Below are 16,607 nucleotides of genomic sequence, written 5' to 3' on the forward strand. Positions count from 1 at the left end.
CCGGGGTTTACCGCTCACCCACTACGAAGACTTCCGGTACCAGGTTAATACCGTTTTGAGATGATATAGTGCTCTGTATCTGCTGCATTAGGGTGATAACGTCCTCTGCTGTTGCTTGGCCTGTATTAACAATGAAATTGGCATGCATGGTGGATACCTGTGCGCCTCCCTGGGTCATTCCTTTCAGCCCTGCTGCTTCAATCAGGCGGGCTGCATGATCACCCGGTGGATTTCGGAATACACTACCTGCACATGCCATCTGCAGTGGCTGTGTGCGGCGCCGGCGATCTTTGTAAGCCGCCATCGTTTCCGAAATGACGTTGCGCTCCCCATGCTGGAGTTCAAATGCAGCTTCCAGCACAATGCCTCTCCGATCATGCAGAACAGAGTGGCGGTAGGCAAAATCCATGTCCTCCTTGCTGTAACGTACCAATTCCCCTGTCTCCAGTACAATCTCAGCGAATTTGAATATCCGTGACACATCCGATCCATGCGCGCCTGCATTCATGTATACGGCTCCACCGACAGTGCCGGGGATACCGCTGCCGAATTCCAGACCGGTCCATTCCTTTTTGGCAGCAACCACACTGAGTTTAACAAAAGAATGCGCCGCTCCGGCGGTTACACCGCCTTCGTGAAATTCGGCATAATCAAAGCCCTCGCCTGGTTTCACCACAACACCACGTATTCCTTTGTCTGACACCAGCATGTTTGAGCCCCGTCCAAGTTGCATCCACGGAATCTGATACGTGTGAAGCAATTGAAAGAGATTCATCATCTGCTCTTTATTCTCGGGAATGACCAGTGCATCCGCAGGACCGCCGATCTTCCATGTGGTGTATTTGGCTAGCGATTCGTTTTCAAGAACTCTGCCAACATTATTCTGGGATAGTAACGATATCCACTGATGCATGTTTGCTTCCTCCTTAGCTTCAAAACCGATGAGCACGGTATGTTCTGTTGTTACAGACCGTGTTCTGGCGCCATGGAACGATGGTCACGATTTATACGGTATCTTATGTCAGCCCCGTCTTGTGTGTGACAATCGCCCACAAACACACTTTATCGGCGTGCAGCAAGACGCTGAATTTCATGAACAAGCACTTCAGCTGCATCGGGTTTCCCCAGTTTCCGGGAGGCTTCAGCCATTCGTTTACGTCCAGATTCATCATTCATAATCTTGGCGATGGCTTCATACAGGACTTTGCCTGTAAGATCCTTCTCCAGCATCGTGAGTGATGCGCCTCCACCTTCAAGCGTGCGTGCATTAGCTTCCTGATGATTATTAGTCACGTTAGGTGACGGAATCAGAATCGAAGGAATACCCAGTGATGTAATCTCCGCAAGGAATGATGCACCTGCGCGGTTTACAATCAAGGATGTGCAGGCAAGCACCTCAGGCATATTATGCACGTAAGGCAGGACATGCAGGTGGTTTGGCATCGTACCCAATGAGCTGCGAATGGCTTCACGTGTTTCATCAAAATAGGTATCCCCTGTCACGTAAACGACATGTACATCGTCCAGTTGTTCCAGCATTGGAGCCATGTCCACCATGGCCTGATTGATTGCTTTTGCCCCGCGACTGCCACCAACCACAAGAACAACACGGCTGTTCATCGGTACACCTAATGTGGCAAAACCACGATCACGGCTAGCCTGGGCTACCGTAGTCGCTCGCGGATTACCGGTGTAGATCACCTTTTTTGCACCGGAAAACGATTTTTCAGAACCTTCAAAGCTAACGGCAACCGTGTCCACATAACGCATCAAAAATTTGTTCGTCAGACCAGGGATGGCGTTCTGTTCATGAATTATACTCGGAATTCCCAGTTTTGTTGCTGCATATACCACAGGTCCACATACATATCCACCTGTACCAATCACAACATCCGGTTTGAATTCCTTTAGCATTTTTTTGGACTTGCGTACACCTTGAATGAAACGCATGACCGTTTTCAGGTTGTCGATGGACAATTTCCGCCGAAAGCCCGTAATATCAATGGATTTAAAAGGAATATTTTCTTGGGGAACCAGTTTGCTTTCCAGCCCTCTGGTTCCTCCGATGTATAGAAATGTCGAGTCCGGATTCTCCGCCTCGCATTGTCTTGCTATGGCAACGGCCGGATAGATATGTCCACCCGTACCGCCACCGCTTAGAACGACTCGCATCGCATAGTCACCTCGCATAACGGGATAAATTCACTAAAATGCCCAGTGCTGTGAGCATGAGGGTCAATGATGATCCGCCGTAACTGATCAGAGGCAATGTAATGCCCGTAACAGGCATCATGCCAATGACAACACCAATGTTAATAATAACTTGTACGGCGACCATTCCTACGATACCAACACCAAGCAGACTGCCGAAGGCATCCGGAACGGTCATGGCTACACGCATCCCTCTCCACACCAGCACCAGAAACAACAATAATACAATCATTCCACCTATAAAGCCGAGTTCTTCGGCCAAAATACTAAAAATAAAGTCCGTTTGCGGTTCAGGTACATAACTGTACTTCTGCCGGCTCATACCCAGTCCCAATCCCGCCAGTCCACCAGGACCAATTGCGTATAAGGATTGAATGATCTGATATCCGGCACCCAGCGGATCGGACCACGGGTCCAAAAACGCTGTGATACGCTGCAGCCGATAGGGTGCTGCTGCAATCAAAGCTGCAAACCCCGCTACGCCACCAAGAGCAAGCAGGCTCAGATGTTTCATTCGTGCTCCGGCTGTGAAAATAATAAGCATCGATGCGCCCATCATCACGGTGCCAGTCCCCAAATCAGGTTGCAGCATAATAATCCCAAAAGCCAACCCGATCAATCCCAGCGGTGGCAGAAGCCCCGATGTGAAGGTTTTGATTTTACCCGGTTCCTTGCTCAGCCAATGAGCGAGAAACAGAATCATGCCCAGCTTCATGAATTCTGAGGGCTGAATACCGAACGAACCAATGCCCAGCCAACTTCGTGCACCACCGCGAACCACACCAATTCCAGGAATGAGCACCGCAATGAGCATAATAAAACAGGCAATCAATATAGGCTTGGCATATTTCCTCCACACCCGGTAGTCTACATTAGCAGTTACGAACATGGCCACAAGCCCAAGCACCGCAAACAGGGCCTGTCTTTTTACAAAATAAAATGAATCGCCATAGTCATGAAAGGCAAGCACCGAGCCCGCACTATATACCATAATAATGCCGATGGCAAGCAATGCCAAAATACAAATCAGCAACCAAATATCTGGTGCCGGTCGCGTCTGTTTCATCAGGAGGCCACCCCTTGCATGGAAGTAGGGGCTTTTCCACCCCCCTACTTACAAGTTATGCGCCGCCTCTTTAAAAATGCGTCCCCGCTCTTCATAGGAAGCGAACATGTCCCAACTTGCACATGCCGGGGATAACAAAACGACATCACCGGCACTGGCAAGCTTCGATGCTTCCTGCACAGCAACGGTTAACGTCCGGGCAGCGTCCTCCTCATTATCGACGACCTTAATTTGCTTTAATCCGGCAAGTTCCGCGACCTTGGCAATTTTTGTCCGTGTCTCACCAATTGCAACGACAGCTTTTACCCGTTCCTGGAACAAGGGCAACAACTCCATCATGTCTGATCCACGATCCAGCCCTCCTGCAATCAATACGACCGGTTCCTTGAACGAATTCAGGGCCATGACCGTAGCCTTTGAATTGGTCGCTTTGGAGTTGTTGTAGTACGCAGAGCCATTATGCTCTAGAACATATTCAAGTCGGTGTTCAACCGCCTTGAAATCTGCAAGCGGAGCAGCCAGCACTGCTGGATCAGCTCCTGCCGCTACGGCAATGGCCACAGCGGCCATTGCATTTTCCACATTGAATCGTCCAGCGATGCCAATGTTCTCGATGTCAATAATGGTGTGGTGATTTCCCTTTTCATCCGCGTAGATAATCTGACGCTTCACATCATCCTCTTCTCCATCCACATAAGGAGGATCTGCATACACACCTACATCCAACTTCTCAATCATTGAGAAGGGAAGCAATCTGCCTTTGATGTAAGGAACTAGACCACGACATACCGCATCATCCCAATTCAGAATGGCCACGTCGTCAGGCTGCTGATTCGCGAACAGTTTCGCTTTGGAAGCCACATAATCATCCAGATCCCCATGATAGTCCAGATGCGTCTCTGCAACGTTAAGCAAGCTGGCAATCCGGGGACGGAAATCAACCGTTCCTTTGAGCTGGAAACTGCTAAGTTCAACAACCATCCAGTTATCTGGAGAAGCTTGCTCTGCCGCTTCACAGAGAGGTGTTCCGATATTACCGGCAACGATCGGGTTGAGGCCGGCATGTTCCAACATTTCCCCCACCCAAGTGGTTGTTGTTGTTTTGCCGTTCGAACCCGTAATCCCAATCATGGGTGCAGCACATAGATGATAAGCAACCTCTACTTCGGTCACCACTTCAATGCCCAATGCCAATGCTTGCTGCACAGGAGCTGCATGGTATGGGATACCCGGGTTTTTGACAACCAGCTTCACACCACTGTGAATCAGATCATCCGGATGCCCTCCGCATACAACAGAAATTCCCAAAGCCTCCAATTCGGAAGCTTCGGGACATTGATCTCTCTCTTTTTTATCATTTACTGTAACCTTCGCTCCGACGCGATCCAGCACTTTGGCGACCTGTACGCCGCTTTTGGCCAATCCTAGCACGACGACTTGTTGTCCGCGATATGATTCAGGATGGTTCATGATCTACAACCCCTTGTTGAGATAAAGTCCAAGAGCGGCCAAAATTGCGCCTACCGCCCAAAAGGTAATAACAACCCGCCATTCTGACCAACCACTTAATTCAAAGTGATGGTGAATGGGGCTCATTTTGAATACACGCTTGCCACGAGTCTTGAAAGATACCACTTGAATGATGACAGACAGGATCTCGATAACAAAAATACCGCCAATGATGACAAATAGAAGCTCTGTTTTGGTTACAATGGCTACCGCACCAATCGCACCGCCAATCCCCAGAGAACCGGTGTCTCCCATAAATACTTTGGCCGGATGTGCATTGTATACCAGAAAACCGAGTACGGCTCCGATCATCGCTGCTGCACACACTGCTGCCGGCATCGACGTGGCTTGCATCGCCACAATGGCAAACGCGCCAAAGGCAATCGCACTTACCCCTGACAGCAAACCATCCAGACCGTCGGTAAAGTTAACCGCATTGGTAATGGCAAGCATCATGAATACGACAAACGGATAATAGAACCATCCGGTCCAGTCAAACGAGAATGACGTTCCCGGAATAGAGATGGCTGTGCTGTGTCCATTCTGGATCAGCAAGAAACACATCACTGCACTGAAGAACAATTGGCCCAGCATTTTTTGTCTGGCCGTCAGTCCCAGCGAACGTTTGAACACAATTTTGATGTAATCATCCAGGAAGCCAATCAGCCCGAATCCCAGCGTAGCCACAAGCAAGACATAAAAGTCTGTATTCTTGACTGCCGAAAATTTCAAAAAGGCCAATGTGAACGCAACTAAAATGACGACTCCACCCATTGTAGGTGTTCCGCTTTTTTTCAAATGGCTCTGAGGCCCATCTTCCCTAACTTGCTGTCCGAATTTCATCCGGCGTAACAGCGGAATCAGGAGCGGTGCGGCAATCACCGCCAAAATAAATGAAACGCCGATTGTTAACAGTAATACCTGAAAATCCATGGGTTCACCCCTCTAGTCTACTCGATTCTGTAATGGTGCTATTTGTAGTGCTTCGACCACGTCCTCCAGCTTCATGCCTCTTGAAGCTTTGAACAAGACAACGTCTCTGGGATGTAGTTTCTCCAGTAAATAACGGGTCATTTCTTCTTTATCTATAAAAGCATGCACAGTCTCTGCCGGCATATGCTTGCTTGCTCCTTCAGCAATCTTGGCTGATAGCGGACCATATACCAGCACCATGTCCATTTTGGCCGATGTGATATACTCTCCGATTCCGTAATGCAGATCCTGCTCTTGGGGACCGAGTTCAAGCATATCACCAAGCACAGCCACTTTCATGCGGTATCCTTTCAGACCTTCTAGTACATCGATTGCGGCCTTCATGGAGGTTGGACTTGCATTGTATGCATCATTCAGCAGGGTTAGACCACTAACGCCTTGCGTAACCTCAATACGCATGCCTGTCAGTTTCAAGCGAGACAATCCCGCGGCAATCTGCTCCGTCGTCACTTTGAAATGACGGGCTACTGCCAAAGCAGCCAGACAGTTAACGACATTATGCGTTCCTAGCAGAGGTAGCGTAAATGCATGTTCTCCAGACTGTTTGGTGGTGAAAACTACGCCGTTCTGCGCATTCATAAGTCCGGTAGGATAGTCATCATTATCGGTTTGCAGACCAAATGTATACCGCTGCAATCCCTCGGGTTGTTTCGTTGCGGGCTCTTCAAGGACTTGTGCAATTAAAGGCTCGTCTCCGTTGTAGATCAGTAATCCGCCAGGCTTCAATCCCGCGGCAATCTCGGCTTTGGCTCTGGCAATCTCCAGTCTGGACCCCAGCTGAAGCAGATGTGATTCACCAATATTGGTAATGACCGCTACATCAGGCTGCGCAATAACCGACAAATCGTTAATTTCCCCGCGACCACTCATACCCATCTCCAAAATGATAATCTCGGTATCCGGGTCCATGCTTAGTACAGTCAGTGGTAAACCAATGTGATTATTGAAGTTGCCTTGCGTCTTATGCACTTTGAACGTCGTCGAGAGAATGGCATCCACGATGTCCTTTGTTGTTGTCTTGCCGTTGCTGCCTGTAATGCCGACTACAGCCGCTTTATTCTCCGTTAGATAAGCAGATGCGAGTGCTTGCAGCGCGACAAGTGTGTCGTCAACAACAATGACAGCTCCTTGTGGCGGAATACCATGATCCTTTTGCCAGATCGCGCCTGCAGCCCCCTTCTCTAAACAGGCTTGCACAAATTCGTGTCCGTCAAACCTTTCACCCACTAGCGGAATAAACAAACTGCCTTCCAGAGGTTTACGCGAATCGGTAAACACCCCTTCGACCATTACATTGCCATGAGTGGCAACATCACTTAATGTTCCTCCACACATCTCGGCCAATTGTGCCAATGTTCTTTTTATCAATTGGATTTGCCCCTTATCGCTTCTTTGGCTATGATTCGGTCATCAAAATCGGTTTTGGTTGTGCCGATAATCTGATAGGTCTCGTGACCCTTGCCCGCAATCAATACTACATCGGCTGGGCTTGCCATTTCAATAGCTTCATGAATCGCCTGGCGTCGATCCACAATCATCGTATAACGTTCAGCAGGAACGGATTCTTCAATCAGGCCCTGTTCAATGTCTTTGAGAATGAGATCCGGATCTTCTGTCCGTGGATTATCGGAAGTAATCAGTACAAAATCACTATAATTCGCAGCAATTTTCCCCATGAGAGGGCGTTTGGTACGGTCCCTGTCACCACCACAGCCAAACACGCAAATTACACGCCCTTCGGCAAATTCCTTCACCGTCCGCAACACATTCTCCAGTCCATCCGGTGTATGGGCATAATCGACAATAACAGCAAATGGCTGTCCTTCGTCCACTCCTTCAACACGTCCATCCACGCCCGGAACCGTCTCCAGACTGCGCTTGATCTCTTCCAGCGGAATACCTTCCACCAGCGCTGCAGAGATGGCTGCCATTGCATTGTACACATTGAATTTGCCTACCATGCGCAAGCGAATATCTGCGCTGCCTGCAAATGTATCCACGTGGAAAGAAGTTCCCTGAGACGTGATTGAAATTTGGGATGCGCGTACATCCGCCTTTTCACCCATGCCATATGTAATCACTTCAGCCGCAGTCACAGAGATGAAATAAGCCGCAGCCGGATCATCTGCATTGATGACAGCGAATTTACGCTGTGAGACATCTTCCGTATAACCGTTACCCAGACGTGCAAAAAACAATCCTTTGGCCCCGCGATATTCCTCCATGGAATGGTGGTAGTCCAGATGATCTTGCGTCAGGTTAGTGAATACCGCAGTACGGAAATTTGTTCCCTTTACTCGCCCTTGTTCCAATGCGTGAGAAGAAACTTCCATAACACAGCAGTCCGTACCCTTCTGAACCATATCATGTAGACTACGCTGCAGATCAAGCGCCTCTGGTGTTGTTCCTGACATCGGGTAGGTGCGACCGTCATACCGCATTTGAATAGTACCGATCAATCCCGTCTTGCGTCCGTAATCACTCATGATTTTTTCAATCAAATAGGTGGTCGTTGTTTTTCCGTTCGTTCCCGTTACACCAATCATATTCATTTTTTGGCTTGGCGAGTCAAAAAAGAAATCTGCCAGAACAGCCATCGCAAATCGGCTGTCCTTCACCAGCAATTGTGGTACAGGCAGATCCAGTTGCCGTTCAACCACCAATGCAACTGCACCTGCATTTACAGCTTTTTCTGCATAATCATGACCATCTACCGTATGTCCCGGAAGACAGATAAACAGATCACCCGGTTTTACCTGCCGGGAATCTGTCTGAAGGTTTTGGCATTCTGTATTTGATTCGCCCACGAGGCGGGCGGTGGTCAGCATCGATGCAAATTGTTTTAAAAGCACATGAATAACCTCACTTTTCCAATTATACTTCTGTTTTAACATATGTCTGTATTTATTAATATCGTCAATACAACCCTATAATGAAACGCACTTGGATGAATTTTGTTGCGCTAGAAGCCTCAAACTAACCCTAAGTCCTGTTATTCATCCTTTGTGTGATCATGTGCATCGTTCAGTACATTCCCCATATAAATGCGGATGGTTGATCCCTGATCTACCCTCGCCCCAGGCTTAGGTGCCTGATTAATCACGTATTTACCACTCCCAGACTTCGCCAGCATAAAATTCATATTCAGGTCTTCGTACAGATCTTCGACAGTAGCTCCTGTCAGGTCTGGGACTGTCACGATTTTGGTTTCACCATACTTGTATTCTTTGGCGACCTGATCCTTCCGAACAGGGACATTCATATAATGCAAAGCATCTTCAAGGATGTTCTGCACAATCGGGGCGGCAACCACACCTCCGAATTGAATTCCTTTGGGATTATCAACTGCGGTATAGACCACAATCTGCGGATCATCTGCCGGTGCAAATCCGATAAAGGATACGATATGCTCGGTTGAGGAATAACGTCCGTTGATAACCTTCTGGGCTGTACCTGTTTTGCCACCGACCCGGTATCCATCAATGAATGCCGGACGCCCGGTACCTTTTGCGACAACACTTTCGAGTGCTTCACGTACTTGTTTGGATGTATTCTCCGAGATCACCTGACGAACCAGTTCCGGTTTGGCTTCTTCCATGACTTCTCCGGTGACCGGATGGACCCACGCCTTCGTAACATAAGGCTTGTAAAGTTTCCCCCCATTGATGGCCGCTGACACAGCAGCTACTTGCTGAATGGGCGTTACCGATACACCTTGACCAAAAGCCGTCGTTGCAAGCTCGACAGGTCCCACTCTGGACAGTTTGAACAGAATTCCACTGGCTTCTCCACTGAGGTCGATCCCTGTTTTGGTACCGAAACCAAAGTCTTTAATATAGGAGAAGAGCGACTCTTTGCCCAGCCTCTGCCCCAAAGCCACAAAGCCCGGGTTACATGAGTTCTCCACAACTTGTAAGAAGGTCTGACTTCCGTGGCCACCCTTTTTCCAGCAACGCAGACGGGCTCCACCCACCTCAACATATCCGGGATCAAAAAATTGATCCTGTTGCAGATTGACCTTTTTCTCTTCAAGCGCTGCTGCCAAAGTAATGATCTTAAATGTGGAGCCCGGCTCGTAGGTCATCCAGATCGGTAAATTGCGATTGTATATCTCCGCTGGATATTGCTGATAATCGGCAGGTTCGTATCCCGGCCTGCTGGACATCCCCAAGATTTCACCCGTTTTGGGATTCATCGCTATGGCCAATGCTGAGTTCGCCTGGAACTTCACCATGGCCTGATCCAGTTCTCTCTCCATGATGGACTGAATGGATTTATCAATGGTCAGCTTGAGGTTAAGGCCGTCCTTCGGTTCCACATACTTCTCGGATGAGCCCGGCATTAGCCTTCCGGCCGCATCGGACAAGTAGGACACACTGCCATTCAAACCATTCAGCTTATCATCATATTTCTTCTCGACACCCGTTAAGCCCTGATTATCAATGCCCGTAAAACCAAGAATATGGGCAGCCAAATCATCATAAGGATAAAAACGTTTATTGTCTTCAGCAACAACGATACCCGGAAGCTTCAAATCACGGATGCGCTGAGCTTTCTCCATCGTAATTTTGCGGCCGCCGGGTTGTAGTCGTACAATGAGTTCTCGTTTCTTGATGGTTGCGAGCACTTTTTCTTCCGTCATCCCAAGCAATGGGGCCAGCGCTTTAGCCGTCGTTTCAGCTTCTTTAACCTGAGCCGGAATGGCCATAATGGTTGGTGTTGTCACATTATAGGCCAGAGAGGTTCCATTTCGATCCAGGATCTCCCCTCGCTTGGCTGAGTAAGGAATATTACGCCGCCAGGATTCTTCTGCTTTTGCTGACAATTCAGGGCCTTCTCCGAGCTGTACATAAGCAAGCCTGATCATCAGGGCCGAAAATAACAAAACTAAAATCATTAAACTCCATAGCAACCTGCGTCGCAGATTTACGCTTGATCCCTTCACGAAAAGATCCCCCCACTCGTCCCAAAATCATGACATTCGTTCCATTCATGAATATTCAGGACAACCGGGGGTTAGAACAAGCTGTCAGAGCTCTCTAAGGAAGCGAAGCTCCGTTTGTGGCTGGATCGTCAGAGGATTCGGATTCATTGGCAGGAGCCTTGTTGTTATCTGTTTCATCTGTTTCGTCTGTTCCGTCGGTTTTACCTTCTCCGCCCGAAGCCTCTTGTTCCTTCACTTCAGCTTCTGACGACGGATCAGAAGAGATTGGCGCTTCATCGGCTATACCTGTCACTGCAGCTTTGGCAGTTTGCAAGTTCAACTGTACAGTTCTCTGCTCACCTGCGACCTGCTCGGTTTGCTTCACGACATAACCCTCGCCCTTGACCGTAACCCCCACTTTCATGAGAGAAAGTACTTCTAGGGCATCACGGAGAGATTCACCTGTTAGATCGGGAATCTTCATCTTGCTGCTTTCTTCCGTTAGCAGATAGATTCGTTGGCCTGGATTCATAGAGGCGCCAGCAACCGGATACTGCCGAATTACATTATCACCTTGACCAAGAGTCACATAAGCAATACCTGCGCTTAGAAGCTGGCTTCTGGCTTGTTTGGCTGTCTTGCCACTCAAGTCAGGCGCCTTGGCTTGCACGACAGAGACTTCTTTTGACTTTTTGTCAGGAGTTTTGGCTGTATCTTTGGGTATTCCCATGTATTGAAGAGTCTGGCTGACAATCTTTTTGAACACCGGCGCAGCTGCGGTTCCTCCCCCAATGTTGGTTCCATCCGGTTGGTCAATGACAACAAGTATAGCAATCTTCGGATTATTCACGGGCGCGAATCCAATAAACGATACAACGTCTTTTGACTTGCTGTATGCTCCGTTAACAACCTTTCTTGCCGTACCTGTTTTACCAGCTACACGGTAACCTTCAATATAGGCGTTACGACCGGTACCAATCGTTTGGTCTGCAACCACTTGTTCCAGATAACCACTCACCAGTTTGGAAGATTCCTTGGAAATCACCTGACGAACAACTTTGGGTTTGATCACTTCCGTGGTCCCGTCATTCGGGTTCTTGATCTCCTTCACCAGATGTGGCTCCAGCAATTTGCCGCCGTTGGCAATCGCAGAGATGGCTGCGACCTGTTGAATTGGTGTTACCTGTACAAGACCGTGACCGTAGGCAGCAGTAGCAATCTCGGATTTGTAAACCAGTGGCTTGATCGGGGACGCTGCCTCATTTGGCAGATCAATACCCGTCTTTTTGCCGAAGCCGAATTCGTCTATGTAATGACGCAGACGTTCGCCGCCAAGCATGTTGTAACCCAAGTTAACAAAAGCAATGTTACTTGACCGTTTGACACCTTCGAGATACGAGATCCAACCATAGGAATGACCATTGTCACTAATCGGGAAACCACCGATATACATGCGTTTGGATTCAAAACTTGCATTGGGATCAAAGAGTTTTTCTTCAACAGCCCCTGCCAGTGTAACGATTTTGAATGTACTACCTGGCTCATAGATGGATTGAGTAGCATGGTTGATAAAATTCTTTTGATCAGGTGTACTCCCATACGTATTCGGGTTAAAGGTTGGCCAGTTCGCCATCCCTAGAATCTCCATCGTGTTTGGGTCCGCGGCAATGACCGTCATGCTCAGTGGATTATACTTGGCGACCGCTTCTTTCATTGCATCCTCAATGTAGAACTGGATCGTATCATCGATGGTCAGCGTAAGGTTCTTACCGTTCTGAGGTGGCAGATAGTTATCCTGTGAATCCGGAAGTTTAATGCCTTTGGCATCCTTCTGATAATTCAGATATCCATCTGTGCCTGTCAGTGCTTCATCATATGAGACTTCAAGTCCATTGACAGCTTTCCCATCACGGCTCATATACCCCAAGAGGTGAGAAGCAAGTGTTTCTTCAGGGTAAAAACGCTTCGACTCCTGTGCCATCACAATTGCATTACGAGCCTTGTACTCTTCTTGTAATTCCTCACGCAGTTCGTTGACTTTTTCCGCAAGCTCTGGACTTATCTTATATCCTTCACTGCGTACTTCACGTTGTTGAAAAAAATCACCATCTTTATTCTTCGCTGTGACTAGAGTACGCATCTCACTCTCATTTTTCCCTAGAAGGGCAGAGAGCTTCTCCGTAACAACATCCTGAATTCCGAGTTCATTAATTAATAACGGATTAACAGAAACCGTATACGCAGGGGCATCGGTAGCCAAAATATTACCATTTCGATCCGTAATCGTTCCACGTGCAGCCTTAATCGTCTGTTCCCGCTCTACCAAACCGGCTGCCCGTTCCTGCCATACACCGCCATTCACAACTTGAATGAAAAAGATTCGGGTTACGAGTACAAGAAAAAAGAGGGTAATACATCCCCCTATAAGCAACGTGCGCATCTTTATTCTTTTTATCATCGGAACACCTCTTTACTTACTGCTTGCTGTATTTGAGGACGATTCAGTGCCAGTTGATTTCGTACTTGTTGAGCGAGGTACATAAATGACATCTTTACCGGAAGCTTCAACGTAACCAAGTTGTTTTGCATTTTCGATGACCTGGTTGTTCAATGTTTCTTTTTCCACCTGCAGGTCTGCAATCGTCTTTTCATACCCCTTGATATCCGAAATAGTGGACTGCGCCTGCTTGTTCAGATCATAGATATGAGCATAACGAGACATCAAGGCTCCTCCAACAAGGATAACTGCAACCAGGGTAATCAGATACAAAATCTTCTCGCGTGCCGGAAGACCCGTACGTCGGGTCACCACTTTGGTGGTTTCTTTGTATCGTTGCTGGGTCACACGTTCCTGGGACGCTTTTTCTTTTACAGCGAGATTACCACGTGTATATGCCATACTCCGATTCTCTCCTCCACTCTTGATCTACAATTTCTCGGCTACGCGCAGCTTGGCTGAACGAGCACGTGAATTTTCGGTCAATTCCGTTTCCGTTGGAATCAACGGTTTTCTGTTAACTAAACGCAGGGTCCCCTTGCCGCCGCATACACACAACGGAAAATCGGGTGGACATGTACATTTTTCCAGATAACTGCTGAAAATCTGTTTACATATCCGATCCTCAAGGGAGTGGAAGGTAATAACAGATACACGTCCTCCTGGTGCCAGACAACGAACAGCCTGATGCAAGCCTTCTTCAAAGGCACCCAACTCATCGTTGACGGCAATGCGTAATGCCTGGAAGCTGCGTTTGGCAGGATGTCCACCAGTACGTCGAGCTGCCGCCGGGATGCCTTCCTTGATCAGTTCCACGAGTTCACCTGTCGTCTCAATGGTAGACTGCGCTCGTTTTCCGACGATAACACGGGCAATTCTTCTCGAAAACTTCTCTTCACCATAGCGATACAAAATTCGAGCAATCTCTTCTTCTGGCCACTCATTCACAATCTCTTTGGCCGTCAGCATTGCATCCTGGTCCATTCGCATATCGAGCGGAGCGTCATGATTGTAACTGAATCCACGTTCTCCTTCATCAAATTGCGGAGATGACACACCCAAGTCGTACAAAATACCGTCGACCTGTGGTACACCATCCTTCATTGGCACATCCAGATCCTTGAGTACCTGTTCCAGATCCCGAAAATTGGTTTTCACCAATGTTACACGTTCTCCATAAGCTGCGAGCTTCTCGCGAGCATTATCCAAAGCCCAATCATCCTGATCAAGTGCGATCAGACGTCCCCCTGGACCGAGCTTGGAAGCAATCACGGAGCTATGTCCGCCACCGCCTAAAGTGCAGTCCACGTATATACCGTCCTGCTTGATGTTTAATCCCTCTGTTGCCTCTTCTTTGAGTACGGTTATGTGGTGAAACAACCTGCACCCCTCCTGACTTTATAAATCAAAATTAAAATCGACCAGCTTTTCGGCAATGTCGTTGAATGCTTCTTCGGATTGATTGAAATAACTCTCCCATATGCCTTTGCTCCAAATCTCCACCCGGTTCGACACGCCAAGAACAACACAATCCTTGTCCAGCTTGGCATACTCTCTTAAATTGCCCGGCAGATTTACCCTGCCCTGTTTGTCCAGTTCACATTCGGTTGCACCCGAGAAAAAAAACCGGGTAAACGCACGTGCATCAGATTTCATCAATGGCAGTGCTTTGAGCTTCTGTTCCATGACCCCCCACTCCTCCATGGGGTACACGAAAAGACACTGGTCCAAACCCCGTGTGACAACGAAAGACGGTCCCAGAGATTCGCGGAATTTAGCCGGAATGATAACCCGGCCCTTATCATCAATGCTATGTTGGAACTCCCCCATAAACATTGGCCCACTCACTCCTCACCCGTTTCTCCCACTTTGCCCCACTTTCCACCACCTAAGCATAATAGATTCGCACAAAAAAATCAAAACCCTTCTTGCATGACTTGATTTTTTAATTTTTCAGCATAAAAAAACGTCCTTGATCCTGTCACTCAGGATCAAAGACGCTTCCCTTAAACGGGCAATCGTATGTCTACCCGCACATGAGCCATATCATCAATAAACCATTCTATACCTATTGAATCATTTCATCAGCTTGTAATTATTGGATAGTGCTTAAAATTTCCAGCTGTCCAGGTATTTCTCTTGCTCAGCTGACAAGGAGTCGATGCCAATATTCAGGCTTTCAAGTTTATAGCTAGCAACCTGTTGGTCGATATCATAAGGTACATTAACAACGTTTTTACCCAGGTTTTCATAATTCTCACTTACATAACGCAGACCAAGCGCCTGCAGAGCAAACGTCGTATCCATGATTTCGGCAGGATGACCATCTGCTGCACCCAGGTTTACAAGACGACCTTCTGCAAGAAGGTACATTTTACGACCGTCTTTGAAACGATATTCCTCAATGTTGCGACGAACTGTGCGAATCGATTCCGAACGTTTAGCCAGTTCAGGTTTATTCACTTCAACATCAAAGTGTCCCGCATTACTCAGGATCGCTCCGTCCTTCATCACATCGTAATGCTCACCTGTGATAACATCCTTATTGCCTGTAACTGCGATAAAGAAATCGCCCAATTTGGCGGCTTCCACCATCGTCATGACCCGGAACCCGTCCATGTGTGCTTCTACCGCTTTGATTGGATCGATCTCGGTTACGATCACATTCGCACCAAGACCTTTGGCGCGCATCGCTACACCTTTACCACACCAGCCATAACCTGCTACCACTACGTTTTTACCAGCGATAACCAAGTTAGTTGTACGAATAATCCCGTCGAATGCAGATTGTCCAGTACCGTAGCGATTGTCAAACAGATACTTGCAGTATGCGTCATTAACCGCAACCATCGGAAACTTCAATTGGCCTTCTTTCGCCAATGCTTTCAAACGGATAATACCCGTTGTCGTTTCTTCTGCTCCTCCGCGAATTGTTGCTGCGAGGTCAGGGCGCTCGGATGCAATAATGGTTGCAAAGTCTCCACCATCATCAATAATGAGATCAGGCTTCACCTCAAGCGCACGCAGTTGCAGTGATTTGAATTCCGCAGGCTCCGGATTGTACTTCGCATACACCGTAACGCCGTCTTCCACCAATGCTGCGCAAACATCATCTTGTGTAGACAATGGATTGCTATGCGTAATTGTTACTTCTGCACCACCCGCTTGGATCACTTTTGCCAAGTAAGCTGTTTTCGCTTCCAGATGAAGACAAATGGCAACCTTTAAACCTTTGAAGGGCAGATCCTGTTCGAACTGGCGACGAATGCGGTTTAGTACCGGCATATGCGCTTCTACCCAATCAATTTTCAGGTGACCCTCTGAAGCGAGTCCCATATCTTTAACAATACTGTTTTGCAATGCAGGTGTAGTCATATCATATCCTCCTCGTTTTGGTGTTTCTTCTA

Annotated in this window: 13 protein-coding genes; all 13 read right to left on the minus strand. The window is 47.9% G+C overall.

The annotated features are described in order from the left end of the window. Positions 1 to 7: 7 nt before the first annotated feature. The 13 genes from murB to BS614_RS24515 all read right to left on the minus strand — a co-directional run bounded on the left by murB (position 8) and on the right by BS614_RS24515 (position 16,575). A complete protein-coding gene (gene murB, locus BS614_RS24455) occupies positions 8 to 913 on the minus strand; it encodes a UDP-N-acetylmuramate dehydrogenase (protein ID WP_074095849.1) in 906 nt (301 codons plus the stop codon). Positions 914 to 1,062: 149 nt separating this feature from the next. Next, complete coding sequence (gene murG / locus BS614_RS24460; protein ID WP_074095850.1) at positions 1,063 to 2,172, minus strand: undecaprenyldiphospho-muramoylpentapeptide beta-N-acetylglucosaminyltransferase; 1,110 nt, start codon at positions 2,170 to 2,172, stop codon at positions 1,063 to 1,065. A gap of 7 nt (positions 2,173 to 2,179) precedes the next feature. Next, positions 2,180 to 3,277, minus strand: coding sequence for a stage V sporulation protein E (gene spoVE, locus BS614_RS24465; protein WP_074095851.1), 1,098 nt, complete (start codon positions 3,275 to 3,277; stop codon positions 2,180 to 2,182). A gap of 48 nt (positions 3,278 to 3,325) precedes the next feature. Continuing rightward, on the minus strand, positions 3,326 to 4,747 hold the full coding sequence (gene murD, locus BS614_RS24470) for a UDP-N-acetylmuramoyl-L-alanine--D-glutamate ligase (protein WP_074095852.1): 1,422 nt from the start codon (positions 4,745 to 4,747) through the stop codon (positions 3,326 to 3,328). Between the two features lie 3 nt (positions 4,748 to 4,750). Next, a complete protein-coding gene (mraY, locus tag BS614_RS24475) occupies positions 4,751 to 5,719 on the minus strand; it encodes a phospho-N-acetylmuramoyl-pentapeptide-transferase (RefSeq protein ID WP_047843751.1) in 969 nt (322 codons plus the stop codon). A gap of 12 nt (positions 5,720 to 5,731) precedes the next feature. Next, positions 5,732 to 7,144 (minus strand): UDP-N-acetylmuramoyl-tripeptide--D-alanyl-D-alanine ligase, encoded by a 1,413-nt coding sequence (locus BS614_RS24480; RefSeq protein WP_074096977.1) that lies wholly within the window; start codon positions 7,142 to 7,144, stop codon positions 5,732 to 5,734. Then, a complete protein-coding gene (locus BS614_RS24485; RefSeq protein ID WP_074095853.1) occupies positions 7,144 to 8,631 on the minus strand; it encodes a UDP-N-acetylmuramoyl-L-alanyl-D-glutamate--2,6-diaminopimelate ligase in 1,488 nt (495 codons plus the stop codon). Before BS614_RS24485 ends, BS614_RS24480 begins: the two co-directional genes overlap by 1 nt. A 140-nt stretch (positions 8,632 to 8,771) precedes the next feature. Next, positions 8,772 to 10,724, minus strand: coding sequence for a stage V sporulation protein D (locus tag BS614_RS24490; RefSeq protein WP_036614879.1), 1,953 nt, complete (start codon positions 10,722 to 10,724; stop codon positions 8,772 to 8,774). A 94-nt stretch (positions 10,725 to 10,818) separates the two neighbouring features. After that, positions 10,819 to 13,161: a penicillin-binding transpeptidase domain-containing protein gene (locus BS614_RS24495; RefSeq protein ID WP_074095854.1), complete on the minus strand. Its 2,343-nt coding sequence runs from the start codon at positions 13,159 to 13,161 to the stop codon at positions 10,819 to 10,821. A 12-nt stretch (positions 13,162 to 13,173) separates the two neighbouring features. After that, positions 13,174 to 13,602 (minus strand): hypothetical protein, encoded by a 429-nt coding sequence (locus BS614_RS24500; protein ID WP_036674831.1) that lies wholly within the window; start codon positions 13,600 to 13,602, stop codon positions 13,174 to 13,176. Positions 13,603 to 13,629: 27 nt separating this feature from the next. After that, on the minus strand, positions 13,630 to 14,580 hold the full coding sequence (gene rsmH / locus BS614_RS24505; protein WP_036674830.1) for a 16S rRNA (cytosine(1402)-N(4))-methyltransferase RsmH: 951 nt from the start codon (positions 14,578 to 14,580) through the stop codon (positions 13,630 to 13,632). Positions 14,581 to 14,598: 18 nt separating this feature from the next. After that, positions 14,599 to 15,036, minus strand: coding sequence for a division/cell wall cluster transcriptional repressor MraZ (gene mraZ / locus BS614_RS24510; protein ID WP_017687291.1), 438 nt, complete (start codon positions 15,034 to 15,036; stop codon positions 14,599 to 14,601). A gap of 273 nt (positions 15,037 to 15,309) precedes the next feature. Further along, complete coding sequence (locus BS614_RS24515; RefSeq protein WP_047843755.1) at positions 15,310 to 16,575, minus strand: adenosylhomocysteinase; 1,266 nt, start codon at positions 16,573 to 16,575, stop codon at positions 15,310 to 15,312. Between the last annotated feature and the right edge of the window lie 32 nt (positions 16,576 to 16,607).

It is taken from the genome of Paenibacillus xylanexedens, assembly GCF_001908275.1.
In the GTDB taxonomy this organism is placed as follows: Bacteria; Bacillota; Bacilli; order Paenibacillales; family Paenibacillaceae; genus Paenibacillus; species Paenibacillus xylanexedens_A.

Excerpts from the sequence above, each read along its gene's own strand:
- murB (WP_074095849.1), bottom strand. The coding sequence starts at position 913 with ATGCATCAGTGGATATCGTTACTATCCCAGAATAATGTTGGCAGAGTT.
- BS614_RS24500 (WP_036674831.1), bottom strand. The coding sequence starts at position 13,602 with ATGGCATATACACGTGGTAATCTCGCTGTAAAAGAAAAAGCGTCCCAG.
- BS614_RS24515 (WP_047843755.1), bottom strand. The coding sequence starts at position 16,575 with ATGACTACACCTGCATTGCAAAACAGTATTGTTAAAGATATGGGACTC.
- BS614_RS24495 (WP_074095854.1), bottom strand. The coding sequence starts at position 13,161 with ATGATAAAAAGAATAAAGATGCGCACGTTGCTTATAGGGGGATGTATT.
- spoVE (WP_074095851.1), bottom strand. The coding sequence starts at position 3,277 with ATGAAACAGACGCGACCGGCACCAGATATTTGGTTGCTGATTTGTATT.
- murD (WP_074095852.1), bottom strand. The coding sequence starts at position 4,747 with ATGAACCATCCTGAATCATATCGCGGACAACAAGTCGTCGTGCTAGGA.
- mraZ (WP_017687291.1), bottom strand. The coding sequence starts at position 15,036 with ATGTTTATGGGGGAGTTCCAACATAGCATTGATGATAAGGGCCGGGTT.
- mraY (WP_047843751.1), bottom strand. The coding sequence starts at position 5,719 with ATGGATTTTCAGGTATTACTGTTAACAATCGGCGTTTCATTTATTTTG.
- murG (WP_074095850.1), bottom strand. The coding sequence starts at position 2,172 with ATGCGAGTCGTTCTAAGCGGTGGCGGTACGGGTGGACATATCTATCCG.